The organism is Microbacterium sp. KUDC0406 (assembly GCF_021582875.1).
In the GTDB taxonomy this organism is placed as follows: domain Bacteria; phylum Actinomycetota; class Actinomycetes; order Actinomycetales; family Microbacteriaceae; genus Microbacterium.
The window spans coordinates 364,240-390,159 of the sequence record NZ_CP091138.1; the positions used below are offsets into that span (position 1 = coordinate 364,240).

Genomic DNA, 25,920 nt, shown 5'->3' on the forward strand with positions numbered 1-25,920 from the left:
ATCATGCCCCAGAACTCCTCTGTCGTCGTCGGCGCCGCACCCCTCGCGCCGGCCGACGTCGTCGCCATCGCCCGTCATCACGCTCCTGTCGTCATCGACGAGGGCGCCCTCGGCCGCGTGGCGGAGTCGCGCCGGGTCATCGACGCGATGGCCGCCGACCCGGTGCCGCACTATGGCGTCTCGACCGGTTTCGGCGCTCTCGCCACGACCTTCATCGCCCCGGACCGCCGCCGCCAGCTGCAGGTCAGCCTGATCCGCTCGCACGCCGCAGGCACCGGCCCCGAGGTCGAGACCGAGGTCGTCCGCGCGCTGCAGCTGCTGCGCCTGCAGACCCTCGCCTCCGGCCGCACCGGCGTGCGCCCCGTCGTCGTGGAGACCTACGCGGCGATGCTCAACGCCGGCATCACGCCGCTGGTCCGCGAGTACGGCTCGCTGGGCTGCTCCGGCGACCTCGCGCCGCTCGCGCACGTCGCCCTGGCCGCCATGGGCGAGGGGGACGTCCGCGTCTGCGACCCCTTGACAGGCTCGGGGACCAGGATCCCGGCATCCGACGCCCTCGCCGACGCCGGCATCGTTCCGCTCGTGCTGGAGGAGAAAGAGGGCCTCGCCCTCATCAACGGCACCGATGGGATGCTGGGCATGCTCGTGCTCGCCCTGCACGACCTCGAGATGCTGGTCACCACCGCCGACCTGTCCGCCGCGATGTCGATCGAGTCGCAGCTCGGCACCGATGCCGTGTTCGCAGAGGATCTCATGGCGCTGCGTCCGCAGGTCGGCCAGGCTGCGTCTGCTGCCAACCTGCGCGCGTTCCTCGGGAACTCGCCCATGGTCGCCAGCCACAAGGGACCGGACGACGGTCGGGTGCAGGACGCCTACTCGCTGCGCTGCTCGCCGCAGGTGCACGGCGCCGCCCGCGACACCATGGCGCACGCCACCATGATCGCCGAGCGCGAGCTCGCCTCGGTCGTCGACAACCCCGTCGTCACCGTGGACGGACGCATCGAGTCCAACGGCAACTTCCACGGTGCGCCCGTCGCCGCCGTGCTCGACTTCCTCGCGATCTCGGTCGCCGATGTGGCATCCGTCTCGGAGCGCCGCACCGACCGCGCCCTCGACCCGGCGCGCAGCCACGGGCTGCCGCCCTTCCTCGCCTCCGAGGTGGGCGTCGACTCCGGTCTGATGATCGCACAGTACGCCGCGGCCGGCATCGTGTCCGAGCTGAAGCGTCTCGCCGCCCCGGCATCCGTCGACTCGATCCCGTCGTCGGCGATGCAGGAGGACCATGTCTCGATGGGCTGGGCCGCCGGCCGCAAGCTCCGTCGCGCGATCGACGGGCTCGCCCGCGTGCTCGCGATCGAGATCCTCACCGGCGCTCGTGCCCTCGACCTGCGTGCCCCGCTCGTCGCAGGACCCGCGACCGGCGCGGTGCGCGACCTGGTCCGCACCGTCGCCGGCGGCCCCGGCCCCGACCGGTTCCTCTCGCCCGAGATGGAAGCCGTCACCGAACTCGTCATCTCGGGCGCCGTCGCCCGCACCGCCAAGGAGAACGCGAATGTCTGACACTTCGACAAGCTCAGTGACCCGGCCGGGCAACGGCCCCACTCTGCACGACCCGTCCCGCAGCATCCGTGCCCCGCGCGGCAACGAGCGCACCGCGAAGAGCTGGGGCGCCGAGGCGGCCAAGCGGATGCTGATGAACAATCTCGACGCAGAGGTCGCCGAGCACCCCGAAGACCTCGTGGTCTACGGCGGCACCGGCCGCGCCGCGCGCTCGTGGGAGGCGTACGACGCGATCGTGCGCACCCTCGACGAGCTCGAGCCCGACGAGACCCTGCTCGTGCAGTCCGGCAAGCCGGTCGGGGTGTTCCGCACCAACGAGTGGGCGCCGCGCGTGCTGATCGCCAACTCCAACCTGGTCGGCGACTGGGCCACCTGGCCGGAGTTCCGCAGGCTCGAGGAGCTCGGGTTGATGATGTACGGCCAGATGACGGCCGGCTCCTGGATCTACATCGGCACGCAGGGCATCCTGCAGGGCACCTACGAGACCTTCGCCGCCGTCGCTCGCTCGCTCGGCGCTTCGACAGGCTCAGCGACCCGATCCCTCAAGGGAACGCTCACTCTCACAGCCGGGGCCGGCGGCATGGGCGGCGCCCAGCCGCTCGCCGTCACGCTGAACGAGGGCGCTGTGCTGATCGTCGATGTCGACGAGACTCGGCTGTCGCGCCGCGTCGACCACGGCTACCTGGACCTCTACTGCACCGATCTCGATGAGGCCGTCACCCGCGCGGTCGCCGCGAAGGATGCCGGGGAGGCGCTGTCCGTCGGCATCGTCGGCAACGCCGCCGAGGTGTTCCCCGAGCTGCTGCGTCGCGGCGTGCCGATCGACATCGTCACCGACCAGACCAGCGCGCACGACCCGCTCGCCTACCTGCCGATCGGCATCACCGTCGAGGACTGGAAGGCCGAGGCGGAGCGCGACCCGGAGGAGTTCACCCGTCGCTCGCGCGATTCGATGGCCGCGCACGTCGCCGCGATGGTCGCATTCCAGGATGCCGGTGCCGCCGTGTTCGACTACGGCAACTCGATCCGCGCCGAGGCTGCGCTTGGCGGCTTCGATCGCGCCTTCGAGTTCCCCGGCTTCGTGCCGGCGTACATCCGGCCGCAGTTCGAGGAGGGCCGCGGCCCGTTCCGCTGGGCGGCGCTCTCCGGCGACCCGGAGGACATCTACAAGACCGACCGCGCCATCGCCGAGCTGTTCCCCGAGGACGAGGCCCTGCACCGCTGGCTGGAGAAGGCGGGCGAGAAGGTGCACTTCGAGGGACTGCCCGCGCGCATCTGCTGGCTGGGGTACAAGGAGCGCCACCTGGCGGGCCTGAAGTTCAACGAGATGGTCGCCTCGGGCGAGCTGTCCGCACCGATCGTCATCGGCCGCGACCACCTGGACTCGGGCTCCGTCGCGAGTCCGTACCGCGAGACCGAGGCCATGAAGGACGGCTCCGACGCGATCGCCGACTGGCCGCTGCTGAACGCGCTGCTCAACACCGCATCCGGCGCCAGCTGGGTGTCGCTGCACCACGGCGGCGGCGTCGGCATCGGCCGCTCCATCCACGCCGGTCAGGTCACCGTCGCCGACGGCTCCGAGCTGGCTGCGGAGAAGCTCGAGCGCGTGTTGACCAACGACCCGGGCACCGGGGTGATGCGGCACGTCGACGCGGGGTACGACCACGCCAAGGACGTCGCGCGCGAGCGCGGCCTCACGGTGCCGATGGGGCTCTGATGTCCATCCTCATCACGAACATCGGCGAGCTGACGACCAACGTTCCCGCCGGCGAAGACCGGCTGGGCACCCGGCACGACGCGGCGGTACTGATCGAGGACGGCAGGATCGCGTGGGCGGGGGCCTCGGAGGAGGCTGAGGGCGTTTCGTCTCGCTTCGCTCGGTCAACGACCGAAGAAGTCGACGTCGTGGATGCCGGTGGCGGCGCCGTCATCCCCGGTTTCGTGGACAGCCACAGCCACCTCGTGTTCGGCGGTGACCGTGCCGCGGAGTTCGAGGCCCGAATGGCCGGCCAGAAGTACGCCGCCGGCGGCATCCGCTCGACCGTCGCGGCGACGCGCGCCGCCACCGATGACGAGCTGCGGGAACGGCTTCGCGGATTCGTTCACGAGATGCGCGCCCAGGGCACCACAACCGTCGAGATCAAGAGCGGCTACGGACTCGATGTGGCGACCGAGGAGCGCCTGGTGCGCCTGGCATCCGAGGTGACGCCGGAGGTGACCTTTCTCGGTGCGCACGTCGTGCCGGCCGAGTACGCCGAGAGAGCCGACGAGTACGTCGACCTCGTCGTGGGGGAGATGCTGGATGCCTGCGCGCCGCACGCCCGCTGGATCGACGTGTTCTGCGAGACCGGTGCCTTCACCGTCGCGCAGTCCCGGCGCGTGCTCGAGGCGGGCATCGCCCGAGGTCTGAGGCCGCGGGTGCACGCCAGTCAGCTCGGCCCGGGGGAGGGCGTGCGGATGGCGGTAGAGCTGGGCGCGGCATCCGTCGACCACGGCACGTACCTGACCGATGCCGACGTCGCGGCGCTCGCCGCGAGCGACACGGTGCTCACGCTGCTGCCCGGCGTGGAGTTCTCCACCCGGCAGCCGTACCCGGACGCCCGCCGGCTGATCGATGCCGGAGTGACCGTCGCGATCGCCTGCGACACCAACCCGGGGTCGAGCTTCACGAGTTCGATGCCGTTCTGCATCGCCGTCGCGGTGCGCGACATGCGGATGACGGTGGCCGAGGCGGTCTGGGCGGCGACGGCCGGGGGAGCGGCGGCCCTGCAGCGCGATGACATCGGAGCGATCGCTCCGGGCATGCGCGCCGACCTGGTCCTGCTCGATTCGCCGACCCGGGTGCACCTCGCCTACCGGCCCGGTGTCCCGCTCGTGAAGCAGGTCTGGAAGGACGGGGCCGCGACGCTCTGAGCGGCGCTCGTCTCCCATCCGACGAAGGAGAACCATGGCACTCTCGCACGACGACCTCTGGCCCCGCGCCGGTGGCTGGCCGGTGTTCGACGGCACCGCCGACGCCGTACTGCTCGGGATCCCCGCCTGGCGGTCGTCGCTCTCACCCACCGGCGCGCACGCCACCCCGGCCGCGGTGCGCGAAGCACTGCAGCGCTACAGCGCGACCCTGATGACCAGTCCACCGCTCGACCTGAACGCCGCACTGCGCATCGCCGATGCCGGTGACGTGACAGAACCGGACGGGGAAGAGGGCGTCGAGCGGGCAGTGGCGCGCGTCGCAGAGCTCGCCGCGGCCGTCGATCTCACGATCGCGATCGGCGGCGACAACTCCGTGACCTACGCGGCTGCCCGCGGATCGCGGGCAGACGGGCTGATCACGATCGACGCGCACTTCGACCTGCGCGACGGCGTCTCCAACGGATCTCCGGTCCGGCGGCTCGTGGAGGACGCCCCGGAGCCGATCGACCCCGCCCGCATCGTGCAGATCGGGATCGCCGACTTCGCGAACTCGGCCGCCTACGCCCGGCGGGCGGCGGACTGGGGCATTCGGGTGATCACCCTCGACGAGCTCCGCCGGCGAGGGATCGAGGACATCGCCGCGGAAGCGCTGGAGATCGCGGGCGCCGGATCCCGCATCCACTTCGACATCGATGTGGACGCCTGCGACCGGTCCGTCGCCCCCGGGTGCCCTGCGAGCGTCCCCGGAGGGCTCGCCGCCTGGGAGCTGCGCGCGCTGACGCGTCGGATCGCCGCGGACCGCCGGGTGATCAGCGCGGACATCGCCGAGGTCGATGCGACAGCGGACACCGAGGATGCCAGGACCGTGCGCCTCGCGGCGCTGTGCGTGCTCGAACTGCTCGCAGGCCTCGCCGCGCGCTGAACCGTTCGGCGGGGCGGCCGGCGCGGATGGCGCCGGTCAGGGGACCTGCGACCAGGCGATCATGGTGCACACAGCCAGTCCGACCAGCGCGACCACGGCCATCGTGAGCATCAGGACGGCCATCCAGCGCAGCCGCCTGACGTGGTCGGTCACGCCGAGGCGTGCGAAGACGATGCCGGCGTAGAGCAGCAGCGCGGTGATCAGCGTCGCCCAGGCCACCGGAACAGCGGCGCCCGGTGTGAACACGATCAGTGTGAGCGGGATCGCGCACAGCACCAGGAAGATCCCGCCGACGACCAGCCAGATCCGGCCGGTCGACGTGCGGAGCGCCGGCTGGTTCCGCACCAGCGTGGGGTCGTCCTCCTGGTCCTCTGACATGTCATCACGCCCGATCGGCGGACTCGTCGGTGGTGGCGTCGTCGCTCATCAGTGATCCTCGCCGGGTTCGGCGAGGCGGTCGCGCAGCATCCGCTTGCCCTGCTCGCCGGCCTTGAGGCTGTTGTGCTGGATCTTGCGGAACCATTCGGCCAGCTCCGCGTCCTCGGCGAACTCCGCGTCCTCGATGTAGGTCTGCATGGTCCAGGCGTTGCGCAGCGACGCCTCCAGCACGCAGACGAGGTTGTAGTTCTTGTCCTTCATCGTGCTCTCGGGCATGTCGTCCATCTCCTTCTCTCGTCTTCCGTGATCCCTCAGAGTCGGTCTCGCATCGGGTTCCGGGCAGGGGGTGGCGCACGCCCGACCGACGGCGTATCCTCGGCCGGCGGTGCCGCCCGCCCGCCTGCGCGAGTAGCGTGGAGGCATGGCTCGGATACTGATCGTCGGCGGCCACGGAAAGATCGCGCTGCTGCTCGCTCCCCTTCTCGTCTCACGCGGCGATGACGTCACGGCGGTGATCCGCAATCCGGCACATGCCGCCGAAGTGCGAATCACGGGCGCGGACCCCGTGGTCTTCGACATCGAGCACGAGAACCGCGAAGCCCTCGCACGCCTCATGGCCGGGCATGACGCCGTCGTCTGGTCGGCAGGTGCCGGTGGCGGCGACGCAGCGCGCACGCACGCCGTGGACTTCGAGGCCGCGGTGCGTTCCATGGATGCGGCGAAGGATGCCGGCGTGCGTCGCTACGTGATGGTGTCCTACTTCGGATCCTCGCCGCAGCACGGCATTCCCGCGACGGACTCCTTCCACGCCTACGCCGAGGCGAAGGCGGCGGCCGACGAGTATCTGCGGGCGACCGCGCTCGACTGGACGGTCCTCGGGCCGAGCCGGCTCACTCTCGGCGAGAGCACGGGGCGCATCGACGTCGAGCCGGCAGCATCCGGGGAGGTCTCCAGGGCGAATGTCGCTCAGGTCATCGCACAGACGCTCATCGAACCCATCACAGTCCGCCGGACGATCCGCTTCAACGACGGTGAGCGGCAGATCGCCGAAGCGCTCGCGGGCTGAGCGATCAGCGCAGGACGGCGATCGCGATCCGATCCAGCGCCCAGGCGCTGAAGAGCGCGATCCCTGCGCCACCGATCCCGGTGACCCAGAGAGCGACTCCGGCGCCCCCGAAGAGCACGGCCTCGAGTACGACGCGAGCGGGCACCGGTATCGTGATCCGCGCCTGGGGAGAGAGGAACGCACCCCAGATGACGGCGATCAGCACCACCGCCGCGAGAGCGGTGACCCACGCCCAGCCGCCTGGTGTCAGCCGCCAGGCGGCCGCAGCGGCGCCGGCGAGCAGAGCCAGCTCGAGCAGGAACCGCGCCACGAGCGCCGTGCGCAGGCCGGGGCCGCCGGTGGTGAACGCGTCGCCGCCGGTCATCCGGCGGACATCTCCATGACCGTTCGGCGCGACCGTTCGGTCGCCGATCGGCCTCGTCCTGTCCAGGCGAAGACACACGCGGGGTCGATCATGGTGCCAGCCTAGGGGCCGATCGCACGCCGGCGGGTCACACCGGGATCACGGCATGCGCGACCGCGAAGATCGCGAGACCCGCGAGAGCGCCGACGACGGTGCCGTTCAAGCGGATGTACTGCAGGTCACGGCCGACCATGAGCTCGATCTTCTCGGTGGTCTCGGCGGGATCCCAGCGCTCGATGGTGTCGGTGATGATCGACGCGATGTCGTGCCGGTAGCGGTCGACGGCGAAGACCGCGGCGTCGGTCACCCACCCGTCCACGCGGCGCTGCAGGGCGGCATCCGTCGTCAGCCTCGTGCCGATGTCGGCGATGGCCGACGCCGCCCTGGTGCGCAGCCCGCTGTGCGGGTCGTCCAGCGCGTGGATCAGCCCGGTCTTCGCGGCCTGCCACGTCTCGGCCGCGAGGGCGGCGACGCGCGGGCTGTCGAACAGCCCGGCCTTGGCGTTCTCCAGCCGCGTGCGCATGGACGGATCGTGCTGCAGACGGTCGGCGAGGCGGGTGAGGTAGCCGTCGATCGCGATCCGGGCCGGATGCCGGGGATCGGCCTGGACGGCGTGTGCGAACTTCACGGCCTCGCGATAGACCGTCTCGTCCACCATCCGATGCCCGATGGACGGCACCCAGGATGGCAGGCGCCGCGACACCAGACCTCGGAACGCCTGCGCGTTCGCATCGAGCCAGGTCACGATGCTGTCCACAGCGAGATCGACGGCGCCGTGGTGCGCGCCGGAGTCGACGATGCGCTCGAGCCATGCCCCGGCGGGTGGCCCCCATTCCGGATCGACCAGATGCTGGCGCGCGAGGTCGGCGATCACGTCGCGGACGTCGTCGTCGCTCAGCGCGTGCAGCACGGCGGTCGCGACCGTCGCCCCCTCCGGCGGCGACGCGCTCCGCGTGCGTCTGGGTCGCGGAGCCCGTCGAAGGGTCGCTCAGCCATTCGCCGAGACGCCGCGCGACCTCGGTCTGCTCCAGCTTGGTGCGCACGACCTCGCCGGAGAGGAAGTTCGTCTCCACGAACTCGCCCAGGCTGCGTCCGATCTCGTCCTTTCGGTTCGGGATGATCGCGGTGTGCGGGATCGGCAGGCCGAGCGGATGCCGGAACAGTGCGGTGACTGCGAACCAGTCCGCCAGGGCGCCGACCATGCCGCCCTCGGCCGCGGCCCGCACGTACGCGAGCCACGGCAAGCGCTCCTGGAACGCGAACGCGAAGACGAACGCGACGGCCATGAACAGGAGCGCGCCCAGCGCGACGGCCTTCATCAGCCGCAGACCGCGCAGCCGCTCCTGATCGGCGGCGGACAGCTCCGCCATCGGGGTACGCGACATGCCCTCATCCTTTCATGCGCCACAGGCGCGTAGAGTGTGTAGTACTATCACTACTTCTTTCGGGGAGGGGCACGATGTTCACCATGAGTGCACGGGAGTTCAACCAGTCGGTGGCGAAAGCGCAGCGCGTCGCTGACGACGAACCGGTGCTGGTCACGCGACACGGTGAACCCGCCTACGTGCTGCTGAGCGTCGCCGAGTACCAGAAACTTCGACCACAAGCGGCTGGAGGTGGCTCGCTTCTTGAGTTGCTGGCGATGTCGGCTGAGGACCTCGAGCATGATGACGGGGAATTCGATCGCATCATGGCTGAAATCGAGACTGATCGAAAGACGGACTTCGGCCGTCCGCCGATCGAGTTCTGACCGTGTACCTGCTCGATACCAACGCGTATTCCGAATCACGTCGCCCCGGCTTGCTCGGTGAGACCATGCGGACCTGGCTCGCAGACACGCCTCCCGAAGTCACGTTCATGAGTGCGATCACCGACTACGAGCTGGAACGCGGCGTGCTGCATCTGCAACGTCGAGATCCGCGCCAGGCGACAGCGCTACGTGGTTGGTTGACGACCGTGCGATCGGGTCTGGAAGGTCGCATCCTGTCGGTCACTCCGGAGATCGCGAGGGTCTTCGCACGGTTGGACGTACCCGACCGTCGACCATGGGCGGATGCGCTGATCGCCGCCACCGCTCTTCACCACGACCTGACCGTCGTCACTCGGAACGAGAAGGACTTCGACGTGCCGGGGCTGCGGGTGATCAACCCGTTCTCAGGTGATTGATGCCTTCTGGCAGCCTCAGTCAATGTCGTAGACCTTCATGACCTCGTCGCCGTAGTAGCGCCTTCGACTCATCCTTCTGGCGTCCGAAGGACCGCATCGCCTGACAGCCACGCCGGGTAACCTCGATCTGTGATCGAAGACATCAAGAAGCGTGCTCTGCACCGCACCAGCATCCTCGAGGGGCAGCTGCGCGGCATCGCGCGGATGATCGAGAACGACGAGTACTGCATGGACATCATCACCCAGTCCAGGGCCGTCCAGCGCTCTCTCGAGTCGCTGAACCGACTGCTTCTCGAGAACCACCTGCGCACCCACGTGACGGACATGTTCGAGGAGGGCGGCGAACAGCGGGAGCAGGCCGTCGACGAACTGCTGAAGGCGTTCGACTTCCACTCGAAATGAGAGGGCGCGGTCAGACGGGAGGCAGGTCCCCCGCGATCCGCAGCACTCGTCCGGCGGAGGCGTGCCCGCGAGCGAGGCGCTCGGCGAGCGGGAGGTCCTCGAGCGTCGCACCGAGGAACCCTGCGGCGAACGCGTCACCGGCTCCGACCGGTTCGACGACGTCGACGGACGGTGCCGGCACGAACACGGGGGCCTCTTCCGCGGAGTAGGCGGTCGCGCCGATGTCACCGTCCTTGACGACGAGCAGAGCGGTGCGGGGCAGGAGAGCGCGGATGTCGTCCGCGGTCGGTGTGCCCCAGACGCGCTCGGCCTCGTCCCGCCCGACGAAGACGATGTCCGCGGCATCCGCGAATCGCCGGAGGACGGGCCCCGCCTCTTCGAGCGGCCACAGCGCACGGCGGTCGTTCACGTCGAACGACACGAGCGCGCCGGCCGCGCGGGCGAGGCCGAAGACCTCATCGACCAGGGCGCGAGCGGATGCGGAGATCGCCAGCGGGATGCCGCTGGTGTGCACGATCCTCGTGCCGATGAAGCGATCCGGCGCGAGGAATCCCGGAGCCATGCGCGATGCCGCGGACCCTGCTCGGTAATAGAGCACGTGCGAACCGTCGACGCCGGGGTCCTTGATCATCAGGCCCGTGGGAGCATCCTCGTCCCAGCCGATCCACGGCTCGACCCCGCGCAGCCGCAGGTCGGCCGCGATGCGCGCGCCGAGCGGGTCGGAGCCCAGCCGGGTGGCGTAGGCGGCACGATGGCCGGCGGCCACGAGGCCGGCCGCCACGTTGAATTCCGCCCCGCCGAGACCGATGGTCGCGGTCGGTGAGGTGGCGAGCGGCCCATCCGCCGCGGTGAACAGAGCCAGGGGCTCGCCGAGGCAGATGACGTCGGGGGCGGTGCCGGTGTGCGGTCTCATGATGTCTGGGTGTTCACAGGTTCTGTGTCGGGGTACGGGCTGGGGTCGCGATGCCGCAGGTCGGGGAACGCCTTGACGAACACCACCGCGACGATGACGCCGGCGATCGCGAACAGGGCCGCCGCGAGGTAGGCGCCCTGCGGGCCGTCGTGGTCGATGAGGAAGCCGGCGGCGGCGGACCCGGCTGCAGCGCCGATCAGCTGGCCGGTGCCGGCCCAGCCGAACGCCTCCGGCGGTCTCGGAGAACTTCACGCTCGCGGTCGTGATCGCGAACAGCACTGCGAGCGCCGGTGCGATGCCGATGCCGGCGGCGAACAGCGTGCCGCCGAGCCAGAACACGTTCAGTGACACCATGGTCAGCATCAGACCGATCGCGACGATCGTGAGGCGGCGCGCCATCGCCCACGGGCCGATCGGGATGTGACCGAGGCCGAGCCCGCCGACCAGGCTGCCCGCGGAGAACACCGCGAGCACGAGCCCCGCCTCGAGCCCGCCGTGGCCGAAGGTCGCGACCACGCCCACCTCGACGGCGGAGCAGGCCCCGATGAGCAGGAAGCCGATCACGGTGGCGAGCATCACCGGCGGCTTGAGCACGACACGGCCGAACGCGCGGCGGCTGCGCGGGATGCGCACCCGTCCGACCTCGGGGGAGAGGATGAACCACCCGCCGCCGACGACGAGGATGAGGGCCACCAGCAGCAGGCCCTGCACGGTGCCGACGCCGGTGGAGACCAGGGTGATCACGACCGGCGCGACGATCCAGATGATCTCCTGCAGCGACGCGTCCAGCGAGAACAGCGGCGTCAGCTGCGAGGCGTTCACCAGCTTGGGGTAGATGGTGCGCACCGCTGACTGCACGGGAGGGGTGGCCAGACCGGCGAGCAGGCCTGCGACCATGTACCCGGGCAGTGAGAGGGGCAGCAGGGCGAGGCCCAGCACGGACAGCGTGCACACGACCAGGGTCAGAGAGAGCACGCGGCGCATTCCCCAGGCGCCCATCCACCGGCTCGTCACGGGGCCGGCGACGGCCTGTCCGACAGACGTCGCCGCGAGCACGAGCCCGGCCTCGCCGTACGATCCGGACTGCTGCTCGACGTGCATGAGGATCGCCAGGCTCATCATGCCGTTGGGGAACCGCGCCAGCAGCTGCGCGGCGATCATGCGTCCGACGCCTGGCGTGCGAAGAAGGTCCCGATATCCCGCCACCAGGCAACGATATCGGCGGCGAGCGGGGCGGCGCGAGCGTCGTGGAGGGAGCGGATGCGGCGACACGCCGCGACACGCCGGAGCGACCTCTCCACAGAAAATCGGATGTCGGAGGCCGGGCGTAGCGTGCGGTCTGTGGATGGATTCCGATCCGGCCTCTGCGGTCCGCAGGATCTCGCGGTTCCCGGGCGCCGGAGGGGGTGTCCGAACTGTGGATGGATGCGTGGAGAACCTGTGCTGAAGCGGTGGAGAACGGTGGAAAACTACAGAGATGTAACTACTATCCCTTGTGGTCGGCCCCGATGTCCGTCCCTATATGTAGTATTGAAGTCCCGGCGGGGGCCTGCCGGGAAGACAACGATTTTGAGGGGAAGAGATGTCGATCACCGTCTACACCAAGCCTTCGTGCGTGCAGTGCAACGCCACCTACCGCGCGCTCGATGCCAAGGGCATCGAGTACGAGATCCACGACCTCTCCGAGGACGCCGCCGCGCTCGAGCAGGTCAAGGCGCTGGGCTACCTGCAGGCTCCGGTCGTCGTCACCGACGAGGACCACTGGTCGGGGTTCCGTCCCGACAAGATCGACGAGCTGGCCTCGCGGCTGGCATAGGTCGACAGGCTCACCAACCCAAGGAGGGGATCCATGAGCGCTGTAGCGACAGCCGCGCCGCTCCTGGTCTTCTTCTCGAGCGTCTCGGGGAACACCGCCCGCTTCATCGACAAGCTGGGCCTCCCCGCACGCCGCATCCCGCTGCACCGGACGGACGAACCGCTCGTCGTCGACGAGCCGTTCGTGCTCGTCACTCCCACCTACGGGGGCGGTCAGGGGCGCGATGAGGAGAAGGGCGCCGTTCCGAAGCAGGTCATCCGGTTCCTCAACGATGAGCGCAACCGCAGCCTGATCAGGGGAGTGATCTCCGCGGGAAACACGAATTTCGGCGAGGCGTTCTGCCTCGCGGGCGAAATCATCAGCCGTAAGTGCCGCGTGCCGCACTTGTACCGGTTCGAACTCTTCGGCACGCAGGACGACGTCGATCGCGTGAGCGACGGATTGGAACGATGGTGGACAGCACAGTGACGGAGACGGTGGCGTTCAAGGCGAACCCGGCATACGAGGGGCTCGATTATCACGCCCTCAATGCGATGCTGAATCTGTACGACGCGAACGGGAAGATCCAGTTCGACGCCGACAAGCGCGCTGCGCGGGAGTACTTCCTGCAGCATGTGAACCAGAACACGGTGTTCTTCCACTCCCTCAAGGAGCGCCTCGACTACCTGGTCGAGAAGGAGTACTACGAACCGGCGGTCATCGAGAAGTACTCGTTCGACTTCATCACGAAGCTCAACGACTTCGCCTACGGCAAGAAGTTCCGGTTCGAGACGTTCCTCGGCGCGTTCAAGTACTACACCAGCTACACGCTGAAGACCTTCGACGGCAAGCGCTACCTCGAGCGCTTCGAGGACCGCGTCGTGATGACCGCCCTCGCCCTCGCCGACGGCGACGAGAAGCTCGCGACCTCACTGGTCGACGAGATCATCTCCGGCCGTTTCCAGCCGGCCACCCCGACGTTCCTCAACGCCGGCAAGGCGCAGCGCGGCGAACTCGTCAGCTGCTTCCTCCTGCGCATCGAGGACAACATGGAGTCGATCGCCCGCGGCATCAACTCCGCCCTGCAGCTGTCCAAGCGCGGCGGCGGTGTGGCGCTGCTGCTGAGCAACATCCGCGAATCGGGTGCTCCGATCAAGCAGATCGAGAACCAGTCCTCGGGCATCATCCCGGTCATGAAGCTGCTCGAGGACAGCTTCAGCTACGCCAACCAGCTCGGCGCGCGTCAGGGTGCCGGTGCGGTGTACCTGAACGCGCACCACCCCGACATCATGCGGTTCCTCGACACCAAGCGCGAGAACGCCGACGAGAAGATCCGCATCAAGACCCTGTCGCTGGGTGTGGTCGTGCCCGACATCACGTTCGAGCTGGCGAAGAACGGCGAGGACATGTACCTCTTCTCGCCGTACGACGTCGAGCGCGTCTACGGCGTGCCCTTCGGTGACATCTCCGTCACCGAGAAGTACCGCGAGATGGTCGACGACCCTCGTATCAAGAAGACCAAGATCAACGCGCGCGAGTTCTTCCAGACCCTCGCCGAGATCCAGTTCGAGTCGGGCTACCCGTACATCATGTTCGAGGACACGGTGAACAGGGCCAACCCGATCAAGGGCCGGATCAACATGTCCAACCTGTGCAGCGAGATCCTGCAGGTGAACACGCCGACCAGTTACAACGAGGACCTCTCGTACAGCCAGATCGGCAAGGACATCTCGTGCAACCTCGGCTCGATGAACATCGCTCTGGCGATGGACGCCGACGATCTGGGCAAGACAGTGGAGACGGCCATCCGGGCGCTCACCGCGGTCAGCAACCAGAGCCACATCGGCTCGGTGCGCTCGATCGAGGACGGCAACGACCGCTCGCACGCGATCGGCCTCGGGCAGATGAACCTGCACGGCTACCTCGCCCGCGAGCACGTGTTCTACGGCTCGGAAGAGGGCCTGGACTTCACGAACATCTACTTCTACACGGTGCTGTTCCACGCACTGCGGGCCTCGAACGCCCTCGCGATCGAGCGCGGCGTCGCCTTCGACGGCTTCGAGGACTCCACCTACGCGTCCGGCGAGTTCTTCGACAAGTACATCGACCAGGCCTGGGTGCCCGCGACCGAGAAGGTCAAGGAGCTGTTCGCCGGCAAGCACATCCCCACGCAGGAGGACTGGGCTGCGCTGAAGGACTCGATCCAGCAGCACGGCATCTACAACCAGAACCTGCAGGCCGTGCCGCCGACCGGTTCGATCTCCTACATCAACAACTCGACCTCGTCGATCCACCCGATCGCCTCGAAGATCGAGATCCGCAAGGAGGGCAAGCTCGGCCGCGTGTACTACCCGGCGCCGTTCATGTCGAACGACAACCTGGAGTACTACCAGGACGCGTACGAGATCGGCTACGAGAAGGTCATCGACACCTACGCGGCTGCCACCCAGCACGTCGACCAGGGTCTGTCGCTGACGCTGTTCTTCAAGGACACCGCCACCACCCGCGACATCAACAAGGCGCAGATCTACGCCTGGCGCAAGGGCATCAAGACGATCTACTACATCCGGCTGCGTCAGATGGCCCTCGAGGGCACGGACATGACCGAGTGCGTCTCATGCATGCTGTGACCCTTCGACAGGCTCAGGGACCCAGGAAGAACAAGGAACAAGAATGACCCCCTCTCCGAAGCTTCAGCTGGTCAGTCACGTCGACGCGATCAACTGGAACCGCATCGAGGACGACAAGGACCTCGAAGTCTGGAACCGCCTCACCGGCAACTTCTGGCTGCCCGAGAAGGTGCCGCTGTCGAACGACGTGCAGTCGTGGAACACGCTGACGCCCGACGAGCAGCTGCTCACGATGCGCGTGTTCACCGGCCTCACTCTGCTCGACACGATCCAGGGCACCGTCGGCGCCGTCTCGCTGATCCCCGATGCGATCACTCCTCACGAGGAGGCGGTGTACACCAACATCGCGTTCATGGAGTCGGTGCACGCCAAGAGCTACTCCTCGATCTTCTCGACGCTCGCGTCGACGAAGGAGATCGACGAGGCGTTCCGCTGGTCGACCGAGAACCAGAATCTGCAGAAGAAGGCGCAGATCATCCTGGACTACTACCGTGGCGACGACCCGCTGAAGCGCAAGGTCGCCTCCACGCTGCTGGAGTCGTTCCTGTTCTACTCGGGCTTCTACCTGCCGATCTACTGGTCGTCCAAGGCGAAGCTGACGAACACGGCCGACCTCATCCGCCTGATCATCCGCGATGAGGCCGTGCATGGCTACTACATCGGCTACAAATACCAGAAGGGCCTCGAGAAGATCTCCCAGGCCGAGCGCGACGAGCTGAAGGACTACACCTTCTCGCTGCTGTACGAGCTCTACGACAACGAGGTGCAGTACACGCAGGATCTCTACGACGGCGTGGGCCTGACCGAGGACGTCAAGAAGTTCCTGCACTACAACGCCAACAAGGCGCTGATGAACCTCGGCTACGAGGCGATGTTCCCGTCCACCGTGACGAACGTGAACCCGGCGATCCTCTCGGCGCTGTCGCCGAACGCCGACGAGAACCACGACTTCTTCAGCGGCTCGGGCTCGTCGTACGTCATCGGCAAGGCCGAGGCCACCGAGGACGACGACTGGGACTTCTGACTCAGGACAGGTTCTGACGAGGGGCGGATGCTGCGTACGCAGCATCCGCCCCCTCCGTCGTCTTCAGCGGGACGCGCGGTCGAGCCAGCTGCCCAGTTCGGTCGCGAGCGCGACGGGCTGGTCGAGCAGGATGAGGTGTCCGGCACCCTCGATCAGCGCGAGTGATGCGTGCGGAATCGCTGATCTCAGCCGATGCGCCCTGTCGACGGGGATCCAGGTGTCGTCCGTGCCCCAGACGATGTGCACGGGCTCGGTGATCTCGCTGTAGCGCGGCTCGATCTCATCCGTGAACCGCTCGTCGGCCTGAGCGATCTGCCGGTAGAACGCCGCCTGCCCGGCCGAATCGAGCCACGGACTCACGAGCATGTCGAGGTCGTCGTCGCGCAGCCCGCGATGACTCGCCCCGCGCACGTACTCCTCCACCGCCGCGCGATGGATGTTCGGCGGGAGCTGAACGAACACCTCGGCGTTCTTCTTCACCAGCGCGAAGAAGGGCGAACCCCAGGGGGAGAGCGCGACGACGTCGACCAGGCAGAGCGAACGGAACTGCGCCCCGTGCAGCAGCCGCGCCCGCAGCGCGACGGCGCCGCCGAAGTCATGGGCGATGACGTGCGGGCGCTCGAGACCCCAGCACCGCAGCAGGTGGGCGAAGACATCGGCCTGCACGCCGAGGTCGACGTGATGCTCCGCAGCCTTGGACGATCGCCCGTACCCCGGCATGTCCCAGAGATACACGGTGAAGTGCGACGCGAGTGCGGCGGCGTACGGGCGCCACAGTGCCGATGACCAGGGCGTCCCGTGCAGGAGGACGAGCGGCGGGCCCTCGCCCATGCGCTCCCAGAAGACCTCGCGCCCCTGCCACCGGATCACATCGCTCGTATCACCGCTGCTCATCCCGGCATCCTCGCAGGAGGCACGGACACGGCATCAGCGTGTGTCAGGATTCCGGCGCGTCCTTTGTTACGTAACGTGATTTCCCGAGGTTACGCGGCCGCTGGTCGCGAAACACCTGCCCTCATAGCGTGAACGACATCCCCTTCACCGACCCGAGGAGCACGAGCGTGACCACCACCGTCGACAGCCTGGCCGTGCTGCTGGGGCGCGCCGCCGAGTCCGCCGATCTGCCCGTTCGTGAAGAGGTGCTGACGCACACCCGTGAGGCCTACGCAGCGCTCTACGAGTCGCCGCAGGTACTCCCGACGACGACGCTGCATGCGCTCGCCGCGCTCGTCGCCCGCCATCAGCGCGGCGACGGACTGGCCGCGCACCACGCCGCACTCGCCGACCCGGCTGTGCTCGAGGACGCCCTTCCCTTCGAACCGAAGCTCCGAGCGATCATCGAGCACGTCGAGCTGGTCACCGTGTCGCCCGGGCTCGTGACCCGCGACGACCAGCTCGCGCTGCAGGTCGCCGGCGTCACCGCCGATGAGATCGTGCTGATCAGCCAGGTCGTCGCCTATGAGAGCTATCTGCTCCGGGCGCTGCACGGCCTCACGGTGCTGGGCGGTGAGCGTCCGGCCCGATACGACGGCGCCGTCCGCGAGACGGTCGCGCACGGCAGGGCGCACACCGCCGAGACGCACACCTACCTCGGCAGCGAGATTCCGCAGCACTTCACCCGCGAGGTGCTCGCCTGGGAGCCGTGGGTTCCCGCGATCGAGGTCGACGAGCTGACCGCAGAGCAGGCGGAGTCCTTCGCAGCGAAGGCCACCACCAACTCCGAGTACTTCCGTCTGCTCGCCCGGGTACCGGCCGTGCTGAAGGCGCGCAGCGCCCTCGACAACGCCGTGTTCCTCGGTCAGGACGGGCTGCCCCGCGGAGAGCGCGAGCTCGCAGCCGCCGTCACCAGCAAGGTGAACGGCTGCGTGTACTGCGCATCCGTGCACGCGCGGAAGGCGGAGTTCCAGACACGACGCGCCGACGCCATCGACCGTCTGCTCGCCGTGCAGCTCGAGCGCGACGCCGACGACGTGGCACTCGGAACCGACCCGCTGGCCGAAGGCCAGGACGAGCGCTGGACCGCCGTCATCCGCTTCGCCGCACGGCTCTCCGAGCTCACGCCCACGGCGACGCCGGACGACATCGTCGCGCTGCGCGCGGTCGGGCTGGAGTCCGACGAGATCTCGGATGTCGTGTTCTCGACGGCCTTCTTCGCGTGGGCGAACCGGTTGATGCTCAGCCTCGGCGAGCCCGCCGTTCCCGGCAGCCGCGTCGAGGCCTGACCCCGCATCCCGCTCTTCCGCCCCACCCCGAAGGAAACCCGATGTCGAACGTACTCACCTCCCGTCCCGCGCGGACGATCCAGCTCAGCCTGCTCGCCGGCGCCGCCGCCGTGCTTCTCGCCGGATGCGGCACGATCACCCCGAGGCTCCGGCCGCCGCCGACCAGGACACCGCGATCACCGTGACCGACGACCAGAATCGCGAGGTCACCCTGGACGGTCCCGCGAAGAAGGCGGTCGTGCTGAACAGCTACGGCAACGAGTTCGTGCGCGCGATCGGCGCCGGCGACACCGTCGTCGGCGTGGACAGCGTCTCGCTCGAGCGGCTGCCCTTCCTGCCGATCGACAAGTCGGACGTGATCGCGCAGGGTCTCAACGAGCTCAACTACGAGGCGATCGCCGACCTCGATCCCGACGTCGTGATCCTGCCCCGCAACGCCCCGTGGGAAGAGGCGGCGACGCAGCTGAAGGCGTTCGACATCCCCGTCGTGGTCGCGACGGCGTGGGACTACGAGGTCTTCGACGACACGATCGACCTGCTCGGCGAGATCTTCGGCAAGGAGAAGGGCGCCGACAAGGTGAAGGCCTTCCACGACGAGATCACCGGCGTGCTCGACGAGCACCTCAGCGGCGTCGAGACGAAGCCGGTGTATCTCGAGACCGTCGATCCGTACCTCACCGTGCTGCCCGGCTCCGGCTTCCACGCCCTCATCGAGGCGGCCAAGGGCGAGAACATCTTCTCGGACGCCGCCGGCGGCGATGCCCAGGAGGAGCTGACGGTCGAACCCGCCGAAGTCGTGGTGCGCAACCCCTCGCTGATCTTCCACGAGTACGAGCCCGCGGCGACTCCGGTCGCCCAGGCGCGTTTCGCCGCGACCCGCGACGAGATCTCCGCACGACCGGGCTGGGGCCGCATCGACGCCGTCGCCGATGAGCAGGTCTACGTCGCCAGCGGCTATGCGACCAGCGCGCTCGCAAAGTCGATCGGAGCGCTCTATCTCGCGACCTGGCTGCACCCTGATGCATTCGAGGGTGTGAACCCCGACGACTACCTCGAGCGCTGGGTCACCGAGTTCCAGGACACCGACTTCGCCGGTGCCGACGCCTACATCAGCACTCCCGCGGGATCCTGAGCATGACGCAGTCGACACTGCCGACGGACGCTCCGGCGCGGGGAACCGCGCCGGAGCCGGCGTCGTCCGGCGCCGAGCGCGTCTCTCCCGTGCTCGCTCCCGAAGAGGGCGACACGGATGCCGGCACGCGCGACGGCCACCGGCACCGCACTCTCGCCGACCGTCTGTCCCGTGCCAGGGCGGCCGCTCTGATCGTTGCGGTGCTGCTCACCGTGCTGGCCGTCGGCGTCTCGATCGTCATCGGAACGGCGGGCATCACGCTCGCCGACGTGTGGAAGTCTGTGCAGCTGTCGGTCTTCGGCGGCACACTCGAGACCGAATTCGCCCGCACGTTCTCGATCATCACCGAGCTGCGATTCCCTCGCGCACTGCTCGCCTTCATCGCCGGCGCGGGGCTCTCACTGGCCGGAGCGCTCATGCAGGGGCTGTTGCGCAACCCGCTGGTGAGCCCGTTCACCCTTGGCGTCTCGCCCGCGGCGGCGTTCGGCGCCGCACTCGCCATCACGATCTCAGGCGCCACGACGCTGCCCGCCTGGGTCATCATCCTCAGCGCCCTCGGCGTCTCGCTCGCGGTCTCCGCGGTCGTGCTCGGACTGGCATCCGTGAAGCGCATGGCCGTCGCCACGCTGCTTCTGCTCGGCATCGCGATCACCCAGCTCTTCGAGGCGCTCACCGCCGGCCTGCAGTTCGTGGCCAGCGAGAACACGCTGCAGGCGATCGTGCGCTGGACGTTCGGCTCGGTGAACGACGCCACCTGGAACGACGTGCAGATCGTCGGCGCCGTCGTGCTGGTCGCGCTGCCGGTGGCACTGTGGTTCGCGAAGGATCTCAACGCGGTCGCCTTCGCCGGGGATGACGCGGCCAAGAGCCTCGGAGTGAACGTGACAGCCCTGCGGGTCGGGCTCATCGGCGTCTCGGTGCTGCTCGCCGCCGTGGTGGTCAGCTTCTGCGGCGTGATCGGCTTCGTGGGACTCGTCGGCCCGCACATCGCGCGCCTGATCATCGGATCGGACCACCGCTACCTGCTGCCCTTCTCGGTGCTCACCGGCGGCCTGCTGCTGCTGGTCGCCGACACCGTCGGCCGCACCATCCTCGCTCCCGCGGTCATCCCCGTCGGCATCGTGGTCGCCTTCATCGGCGCACCGATCTTCATCAACCTCATCCTCACGCGCAGGAGCAGTCTCCGATGAGCCTCGATATCACCGGCATCGAATTCTCCTACCCGGGTCACAAGGTGCTGCGAGGCGTCTCGCTCGAGGTGCAGGAGGGCAGCTTCTGCGCGCTCCTCGGCCCGAACGGCTCCGGCAAGTCGACGCTCACCAAGATCCTCGCAGGCGTGAACAGGCCCAGCGCCGGCCGAGTGAGGTTTCACGGAGTGGACCTGCTCGGTCTGCGCAGGCGCGAGCACGCTCGCACGGTCGGCTACGTGCCGCAGTCGGCGGAGGCGCCGTTCGATCTCACGGTGCGCGAGGCCGTCCTGCTCGGACGCACGCCCCACTACGGTCTGCGCCCCGGGCGCAGGGACTGGCAGAAGGTCGACGACGCGATCGAGCTGCTGGGACTCGCCGAACTCGAACACCGTCGTCTGTCCGAGCTGTCCGGTGGTCAGGCGCAGCGGGCGATCGTCGCCAGGGCGATCGCGCAGGACACGAGGCTGCTGCTGCTCGACGAGCCCACCAGCGCCCTCGACCTGCGCTATCAGGTGGAGACGCTGCAGCTCGTGCGATGGATCACGCGGCAGCGCGGCATCACCGCGCTCATCGCGATCCACGACCTGAACCACGCCGGCCGCTTCTGCGATCAGACCGTGCTGCTCAACGGCGGCCGGATCGTCGCATCCGGCTCGCCGCTCGAGGCGTTCGAGGCCGAGCTGCTGCGCGAGGTGTACGGGCTCGACGTCACCGTCGAGGAGCGCGACGGCTACGCCGAGGTGCGTCCTGTCGTGCACGAGCTGGAGTACCAGATCTAGTGGCCCCGGACGGGAGCATCGAGATCGTCGACGTCGTCATCGTCGGCGGAGGTCCCCGCGCCGTGGCGACGGTCGAGCGGCTCGACGCCCGCGCGCGGGCGGCAGGCGTCGCACCGGTCTCGGTCGTCGTCATCGATGCCGTCGAAGTCGGCGCCGGGGCCACCTGGCGCACGGACCAGACCGCGCAGTTCCTCAACAACACCACTTCGGACGCGACGACGATCTACCCGGACGCGTCGACGCCGATGGACGGGCCTCTCGGTGACGGCCCGACCTTCGTGGAATGGGTCGAACAGGTGAGCGCTCGTGGCGCTCACGAGGTCTCCTGGGCGGTTGAGGAGGCGCGCGGCATCACGCCGGGTGCCTTTCCGACGCGCCGGCTGCAGGGCGTCTACTACAACGATCAGCTCGCCCGGGTGGCGGGACGCGGCGGAACCCGCGTGACGCCGGTGCTCGGCTCCGTCATCGAACTCGAGCGCGACGACGACCTGCGCATCGTCGTCCTCGCCGACGGACGGAGGTTCCGCGCCCGCACCGTCGTGCTCGCGCAGGGCATGGTTCAGGCCCTCGCTCCGGCATCGGTGCGGATGTTCTCCGCGGCCGCCGAGGACCACGGGCTGCTGTACATCGAACCGGGGATGCCGGCGGAGAAGCCCTGGCATCTCGTCCCCGCCGGCGAGCCGGTCATCGCGCAGGGACTCGGCGCGAACTTCTTCGACGTGGTCGCCGAACTGACCGCAGGGCGCGGTGGGCACTTCGAACCCGTCGCGGATGATCCGCAGGGCCGGCTGCGCTACGTGCCGAGCGGTGCGGAGCCGATCGTGCATGCCGCATCACGTCGCGGCGTCCCGTACCGCTCGAAGGGCGACCTCGGCGACGGATCGGCAGTCGGATACACGCCGTCGATCGCGACCCCGGAATGGTTCGACGAGGTGCAGTCGGCGGCGTCGCACTCGGTGGATTTCGCGGACGAGATCTGGCCGACGATCGCCGCGGAGCTCGGCTTCGCCTGGCTGCAGGCCATCGAGGCACGTCACCCGGGAGCGGTGCGAGGCGGGCTGGACAGTGCGCGCGAGGCGCTCGCCCGGGCTGCCGCCGATGACGCGGCATCCGCCGGCGACCGCACCTGGGCCGGTGCCGTGCCCCGCACGGACGCGGCGCTCGCCGCACTCGTCGCCGACCCGGGTCTCCGTTTCCGCATCGAGGAACTGCGTCGCCCGACGCTGGGCCGCGCGGTGGCATCCGGCGCGTGGGATGCGCTCGTGTCGAAGCTCGTCGACGACGAACTCGATTCGCTGTCGGATCCCGCCGGAAGCCCGCGTCAGGCGGTGAATCGTGCCATGGGAACCCTCGGCGGCCGGGCGTCGCGTCTCGCCGCGCAGGGAGTGCTCACCGCCGAGTCGCAGGTGCGCGACGTACAGGGATGGTTCAACGCCGACGGCCTGTTCCTCGCGAGCGGACCGCCCGCGTCGAGGGTGCGCGAGGTGCTCGCGCTCATCGAGGCGGGTGTCGTGCGGCTGATCGGACCGGACACGTGGATCACGGTCGATGAACTGACCGGTGCGTTCCGGGCGCGCTCCACGATCACCGGCAGGGATGTCTCGGCGCGCGCCCTCATCGAGACGCGCATGTCCAAGGGCAAGGTGCCGAACACGAGCGACCCACTCCTGCGGGCGCTCATCGATCGCGGAGATGCTCGCATCCACACACTGCAGGACGCGTCCGGAACGTTCGAGACGGAGAGCGTCGAGGCGGTCCCGCGTCAGGATGCGGAGCATCCGCTGTCTCTCGTCGACGCCGTGGGGCGGCCGGATCCGCGCGTGCTGGTGCTCGGCATTCCTGCCAGCAGCACTCAGCCCGGCAGCGCCATCGGCGCGGCGCCCGGCGTGCCCTCGCCCTTGCTGGCCGGCGCGGATCGCGCCGCCGCGGTGATCCTCGGCAGGCGTGCCGAGGATCATGCCGGGCGGGTGCTCGCGGAATTCGCGCGGTGACCCCGGACCGGTCCTCGATCAGGCCGAGTACGGCTGCAGCTTGAGGGTCCGTGCGAGGTGGGCCGCATTCGCCGCGGCGGTCTTCGTGGACTGCGCGACCTTCTCCGGAACGGACGGCAGATCCTTGTAGTCGGTCTTCTGCATCGCCTCCCCGTTCCAGTACACGGAGCCCTGCGCGGGCACGGTGAAGCCGACATCGTCGAGGGCCTGGAACAGGATGGCGGCGATGTGGTGCGCGCCGTCCTCATTGCCGACGACGGCGGCGATGGCGACCTTGTCGAACAGGATCGGCCGGCCCTGGTCATCGGTCTCGCTCAGCTCGGCGTCGAGCCGCTCGAGCACGCGCTGCGCGATGCTGGAGTGCTGGCCGAGCCAGGTCGGCGTCGCGAACACGAGGATGTCGGCCGCGAGTACGCGCTCGCGCAACTCCGGCCATTCGTCTCCCTCGCCCATGTCGGTCATCACTCCGGGCAGGATGCGATGGTCGGCCGCACGGATGAGGTCGCCGGTGACACCGTGCTCGGCGAGCTCGGCGAGGATCTGCTCACCGAGGACATGGGTGCTCGACTCCGCCGGGGACGGCTTGAGCGTGCAGTTGATCATGAGCGCTGTCAGTTGTGGGTCCATGCCCGCACGTTAGGCAGGCGGGCCTCGCTCCGCACAGGGGGTTCCACGATCGGTACCAGTGCGCTAGAGCCCGGCGTACTGTCACTCGGCCAGGGTGTTCCGTGGCCGCGTCAGCGCAGGTGCGCGTCGGTGTCAAGCCCCTTCTCGGCGGACCCTCCGGCACGGGAGCCTGACGGGACGCGGCACCCGATCGCGGAATCGGAGGACACCACCATGAGCATCGGAACCGGAATCGTGCTGTTCGTCATCGGCGCGATCCTCGTCTACGCCCTGAACGTGCAGGTCTCCTGGATCGATCTCGACCTCGTCGGCTACATCCTGATGGGCGCCGGAGTGCTCGTCTTCATCATCGGGATCGTGATGCTGATGCGCAGGCGGCGCACAGACACGATCACGCGCACGGGTGTCGATCCCGACACCGGCCAGCCGGTCACACAGCGATCCACGCGTGCCAGCGGCGACGAGCTGCCGTGATACGACGAGCGTGACCAGGCGAGGAGGTGCGGATGCCGGCGGCATCCGCACCTCCTCGTCACTGCTGGGCGCTGTAGTCCGGGAGCTCCTGCAGGGTCCACGTGTTGCCGTCCGGATCATCGAACGTCACGAACCGGCCCCAGGCCTGCTCATCGACGCCGTCGGCTGCGACGCCGAGGCCTCGCAGGTGGGCCAGCGCCTCGTCGGCGTCGGGGACCACGACCTGGATGGTGTTCTGCCGCCCGGGTTCGAGGTCGACGCCGAGCCCGGTGCCGAATGCTATCGAGCATGCCGAACCGGGCGGAGTCATCTGCACGAAGCGCAGTTCGTCGGTCACCTGCTGGTCGTGATCCGGGTTGAACCCGATCTTCACGTAGAAGTCCTTCGCCCGGTCCACATCGGTGACCGGGACGAAGATGAGCTCGATCTTCCAGTCCATCTCGAACGCTCCTTCGCGGCGGCAGTCCGTCTGCCGCCGAGAACCACACTAGGGAGAGGCACCGACATCGCCCGGCATGTCGGAGGCCGGGAGGATGCTGATGGGCATGGACCCACTACGACTCCGGCCCTGGTCCGCCGATGACATCGGCCTCCTGCAGGCGGCGAACACCCCGGCGATGACGACGCACCTGAACGGTCCCGAGAGCGATCAGGAGGTGATCGACCGCCACGCGAAATATCGGCGTCTGTGGCGGGAGGGCACAGCGCGGACCTTCGTCATCGTCGACGATCAGGGACGGGCGCTCGGCTCGATCGCGCACTGGGGCGCGGAGTGGCGCGAGCAGCCGGTCCGCGAGGCCGGCTGGTTCGTGCTGCCCGAGGCGCAGGGACGCGGTGTGTCGTCCCGCGCGATCGAGCTGCTGATCGAGGACGTGCGCGAGCATCGCGGCGACGCGCGATACCTGACCGCTTATCCCTCGGTCGACAACGCCGCGTCGAACGGGGTCTGCCGGCACGGCGGCTTCGAGCTGATGGGCACGAAGACCGACGGGTTCCGCGGCGCCGATCTGACCTTCAACGAGTGGGTGCTCGACCTGGAGAGCCTGCCTCAGAGCCCCTGATGCGCAGCCCAGCGCGCGCCGGCCGCAGTCGCCGCACCGGTGATGAGCGCGTCGATCTCGGGGGAGTGCCGCACGGCGAACGACACGTACGCACCACGACCGCCGGCGGCCGGTCGTCCGTACGCCTTCGCCGCGAGTGTTCCGTCCGGCAGCAGTCGCACGGTGATCGACCGCAGTTCGAAGCGCTCGCCGCGGCGCTCGTCCTCCCAGCGCAGCCCTTGCGGGATGCTGACGTTCAGCGCGAGGGCGCCGATCTCGATCGCGTCGTCCAT

28 protein-coding genes and 2 pseudogenes are annotated in these 25,920 nt (G+C 68.8%); 20 read left to right on the forward strand and 10 right to left on the reverse strand.

Annotation, left to right across the window (positions count from 1 at the left end; all coding sequences use genetic code 11):
* Nucleotides 1-3 precede the first annotated feature (3 nt).
* From hutH to L2X99_RS01970, 4 genes are read left to right on the forward strand one after another with little or no spacing between them, the layout of a single operon-like run.
* On the forward strand, nucleotides 4-1,560 hold the full coding sequence (gene hutH / locus L2X99_RS01955) for a histidine ammonia-lyase (protein WP_236125287.1): 1,557 nt from the start codon (nucleotides 4-6) through the stop codon (nucleotides 1,558-1,560).
* Entirely contained in the window at nucleotides 1,553-3,277 is a 1,725-nt protein-coding gene (gene hutU / locus L2X99_RS01960; protein ID WP_236125286.1) for a urocanate hydratase, read from the forward strand. The genes hutH and hutU overlap by 8 nt, the downstream gene beginning before the upstream one ends.
* The gene (gene hutI / locus L2X99_RS01965) at nucleotides 3,277-4,473 is read left to right on the forward strand and encodes an imidazolonepropionase (protein ID WP_236135566.1); all 1,197 of its coding nucleotides are present in this window, start codon (nucleotides 3,277-3,279) and stop codon (nucleotides 4,471-4,473) included. The genes hutU and hutI overlap by 1 nt, the downstream gene beginning before the upstream one ends.
* A 34-nt stretch (nucleotides 4,474-4,507) precedes the next feature.
* On the forward strand, nucleotides 4,508-5,395 hold the full coding sequence (locus L2X99_RS01970; protein ID WP_236135567.1) for an arginase family protein: 888 nt from the start codon (nucleotides 4,508-4,510) through the stop codon (nucleotides 5,393-5,395).
* Nucleotides 5,396-5,431: 36 nt separating this feature from the next.
* Here the strand turns inward: L2X99_RS01970 and L2X99_RS01975 are convergent, their stop codons facing one another.
* Entirely contained in the window at nucleotides 5,432-5,773 is a 342-nt protein-coding gene (locus L2X99_RS01975; RefSeq protein WP_236125285.1) for a hypothetical protein, read from the reverse strand.
* Nucleotides 5,774-5,821: 48 nt separating this feature from the next.
* Nucleotides 5,822-6,049 (reverse strand): hypothetical protein, encoded by a 228-nt coding sequence (locus tag L2X99_RS01980; protein WP_236125284.1) that lies wholly within the window; start codon nucleotides 6,047-6,049, stop codon nucleotides 5,822-5,824.
* 145 nt (nucleotides 6,050-6,194) lie between these two features.
* On the opposite strand from L2X99_RS01980, the gene L2X99_RS01985 reads away from it, so the two are divergent.
* Nucleotides 6,195-6,839 (forward strand): NAD(P)-dependent oxidoreductase, encoded by a 645-nt coding sequence (locus L2X99_RS01985; RefSeq protein ID WP_236125283.1) that lies wholly within the window; start codon nucleotides 6,195-6,197, stop codon nucleotides 6,837-6,839.
* Nucleotides 6,840-6,843: 4 nt separating this feature from the next.
* Here L2X99_RS01985 and L2X99_RS01990 read toward each other — a convergent pair whose 3' ends face one another.
* Nucleotides 6,844-7,203 carry a YrdB family protein gene (locus tag L2X99_RS01990; protein WP_236125282.1) on the reverse strand — a complete coding sequence of 120 codons (360 nt, stop codon included), beginning with the start codon at nucleotides 7,201-7,203 and terminating at the stop codon, nucleotides 6,844-6,846.
* 127 nt (nucleotides 7,204-7,330) lie between these two features.
* Nucleotides 7,331-8,627, reverse strand: a pseudogene (locus L2X99_RS01995) (DUF445 domain-containing protein).
* 74 nt (nucleotides 8,628-8,701) lie between these two features.
* On the opposite strand from L2X99_RS01995, the gene L2X99_RS02000 reads away from it, so the two are divergent.
* From L2X99_RS02000 to L2X99_RS02010, 3 genes are all read left to right on the forward strand, one after another.
* Entirely contained in the window at nucleotides 8,702-8,992 is a 291-nt protein-coding gene (locus L2X99_RS02000) for a type II toxin-antitoxin system Phd/YefM family antitoxin (RefSeq protein WP_236125281.1), read from the forward strand.
* A gap of 2 nt (nucleotides 8,993-8,994) precedes the next feature.
* The gene (locus L2X99_RS02005; protein ID WP_236125280.1) at nucleotides 8,995-9,408 is read left to right on the forward strand and encodes a type II toxin-antitoxin system VapC family toxin; all 414 of its coding nucleotides are present in this window, start codon (nucleotides 8,995-8,997) and stop codon (nucleotides 9,406-9,408) included.
* A gap of 129 nt (nucleotides 9,409-9,537) precedes the next feature.
* Nucleotides 9,538-9,810 (forward strand): metal-sensitive transcriptional regulator, encoded by a 273-nt coding sequence (locus L2X99_RS02010; protein ID WP_236125279.1) that lies wholly within the window; start codon nucleotides 9,538-9,540, stop codon nucleotides 9,808-9,810.
* Between the two features lie 10 nt (nucleotides 9,811-9,820).
* Here L2X99_RS02010 and L2X99_RS02015 read toward each other — a convergent pair whose 3' ends face one another.
* The gene (locus L2X99_RS02015; protein WP_236135568.1) at nucleotides 9,821-10,723 is read right to left on the reverse strand and encodes a sugar kinase; all 903 of its coding nucleotides are present in this window, start codon (nucleotides 10,721-10,723) and stop codon (nucleotides 9,821-9,823) included.
* Nucleotides 10,720-11,929 (reverse strand): annotated as a pseudogene (locus L2X99_RS02020) (MFS transporter). Before L2X99_RS02020 ends, L2X99_RS02015 begins: the two are co-directional and overlap by 4 nt.
* 376 nt (nucleotides 11,930-12,305) lie before the next feature.
* Here L2X99_RS02020 and nrdH point away from each other — a divergent pair.
* The 4 genes from nrdH to nrdF are packed head-to-tail and all read left to right on the forward strand — an operon-like array spanning nucleotide 12,306 to nucleotide 16,172.
* Complete coding sequence (nrdH, locus tag L2X99_RS02025) at nucleotides 12,306-12,539, forward strand: glutaredoxin-like protein NrdH (protein WP_236125277.1); 234 nt, start codon at nucleotides 12,306-12,308, stop codon at nucleotides 12,537-12,539.
* 33 nt (nucleotides 12,540-12,572) lie between these two features.
* A complete protein-coding gene (nrdI, locus tag L2X99_RS02030) occupies nucleotides 12,573-13,007 on the forward strand; it encodes a class Ib ribonucleoside-diphosphate reductase assembly flavoprotein NrdI (RefSeq protein ID WP_236125276.1) in 435 nt (144 codons plus the stop codon).
* The gene (gene nrdE, locus L2X99_RS02035; RefSeq protein WP_236125275.1) at nucleotides 12,989-15,148 is read left to right on the forward strand and encodes a class 1b ribonucleoside-diphosphate reductase subunit alpha; all 2,160 of its coding nucleotides are present in this window, start codon (nucleotides 12,989-12,991) and stop codon (nucleotides 15,146-15,148) included. Before nrdI ends, nrdE begins: the two co-directional genes overlap by 19 nt.
* A 43-nt stretch (nucleotides 15,149-15,191) precedes the next feature.
* A complete protein-coding gene (gene nrdF, locus L2X99_RS02040) occupies nucleotides 15,192-16,172 on the forward strand; it encodes a class 1b ribonucleoside-diphosphate reductase subunit beta (protein ID WP_236135569.1) in 981 nt (326 codons plus the stop codon).
* 63 nt (nucleotides 16,173-16,235) lie between these two features.
* On the opposite strand, the gene L2X99_RS02045 is transcribed toward nrdF, so the two are convergent.
* Nucleotides 16,236-17,066, reverse strand: a complete 831-nt coding sequence (locus L2X99_RS02045) for an alpha/beta fold hydrolase (protein WP_236125274.1) — start codon at nucleotides 17,064-17,066, stop codon at nucleotides 16,236-16,238.
* A gap of 167 nt (nucleotides 17,067-17,233) precedes the next feature.
* Between L2X99_RS02045 and L2X99_RS02050 the strand changes: the two genes are divergently transcribed.
* Genes L2X99_RS02050 through L2X99_RS02075 form a run of 6 tightly spaced genes read left to right on the forward strand, consistent with a single transcriptional unit; the run spans nucleotide 17,234 to nucleotide 23,486 of the window.
* A complete protein-coding gene (locus L2X99_RS02050; protein WP_236125273.1) occupies nucleotides 17,234-18,394 on the forward strand; it encodes a peroxidase-related enzyme in 1,161 nt (386 codons plus the stop codon).
* Between the two features lie 41 nt (nucleotides 18,395-18,435).
* Nucleotides 18,436-18,579 (forward strand): hypothetical protein, encoded by a 144-nt coding sequence (locus tag L2X99_RS02055; RefSeq protein ID WP_236135570.1) that lies wholly within the window; start codon nucleotides 18,436-18,438, stop codon nucleotides 18,577-18,579.
* Nucleotides 18,519-19,526, forward strand: coding sequence for an ABC transporter substrate-binding protein (locus L2X99_RS02060; RefSeq protein ID WP_236135571.1), 1,008 nt, complete (start codon nucleotides 18,519-18,521; stop codon nucleotides 19,524-19,526). Before L2X99_RS02055 ends, L2X99_RS02060 begins: the two co-directional genes overlap by 61 nt.
* Nucleotides 19,527-19,528: 2 nt before the next feature.
* Nucleotides 19,529-20,716 (forward strand): FecCD family ABC transporter permease, encoded by a 1,188-nt coding sequence (locus tag L2X99_RS02065; RefSeq protein ID WP_236125271.1) that lies wholly within the window; start codon nucleotides 19,529-19,531, stop codon nucleotides 20,714-20,716.
* Entirely contained in the window at nucleotides 20,713-21,495 is a 783-nt protein-coding gene (locus L2X99_RS02070; protein WP_236125270.1) for an ABC transporter ATP-binding protein, read from the forward strand. The genes L2X99_RS02065 and L2X99_RS02070 overlap by 4 nt, the downstream gene beginning before the upstream one ends.
* Nucleotides 21,495-23,486 carry an FAD/NAD(P)-binding protein gene (locus tag L2X99_RS02075; protein WP_236135572.1) on the forward strand — a complete coding sequence of 664 codons (1,992 nt, stop codon included), beginning with the start codon at nucleotides 21,495-21,497 and terminating at the stop codon, nucleotides 23,484-23,486. The genes L2X99_RS02070 and L2X99_RS02075 overlap by 1 nt, the downstream gene beginning before the upstream one ends.
* A gap of 18 nt (nucleotides 23,487-23,504) precedes the next feature.
* Here L2X99_RS02075 and L2X99_RS02080 read toward each other — a convergent pair whose 3' ends face one another.
* A complete protein-coding gene (locus tag L2X99_RS02080; RefSeq protein WP_236125268.1) occupies nucleotides 23,505-24,113 on the reverse strand; it encodes a flavodoxin family protein in 609 nt (202 codons plus the stop codon).
* 213 nt (nucleotides 24,114-24,326) lie between these two features.
* Between L2X99_RS02080 and L2X99_RS02085 the strand changes: the two genes are divergently transcribed.
* Nucleotides 24,327-24,587 carry a DUF6458 family protein gene (locus tag L2X99_RS02085; protein WP_236125267.1) on the forward strand — a complete coding sequence of 87 codons (261 nt, stop codon included), beginning with the start codon at nucleotides 24,327-24,329 and terminating at the stop codon, nucleotides 24,585-24,587.
* A 58-nt stretch (nucleotides 24,588-24,645) separates the two neighbouring features.
* Here L2X99_RS02085 and L2X99_RS02090 read toward each other — a convergent pair whose 3' ends face one another.
* Nucleotides 24,646-25,026: a VOC family protein gene (locus tag L2X99_RS02090; protein ID WP_236125266.1), complete on the reverse strand. Its 381-nt coding sequence runs from the start codon at nucleotides 25,024-25,026 to the stop codon at nucleotides 24,646-24,648.
* Nucleotides 25,027-25,132: 106 nt separating this feature from the next.
* Between L2X99_RS02090 and L2X99_RS02095 the strand changes: the two genes are divergently transcribed.
* Complete coding sequence (locus tag L2X99_RS02095; RefSeq protein ID WP_236135573.1) at nucleotides 25,133-25,648, forward strand: GNAT family N-acetyltransferase; 516 nt, start codon at nucleotides 25,133-25,135, stop codon at nucleotides 25,646-25,648.
* On the opposite strand, the gene L2X99_RS02100 is transcribed toward L2X99_RS02095, so the two are convergent.
* Nucleotides 25,636-25,920: a hypothetical protein gene (locus L2X99_RS02100; protein WP_236125264.1), complete on the reverse strand. Its 285-nt coding sequence runs from the start codon at nucleotides 25,918-25,920 to the stop codon at nucleotides 25,636-25,638. The two genes, L2X99_RS02095 and L2X99_RS02100, sit on opposite strands and share 13 nt — an antisense overlap.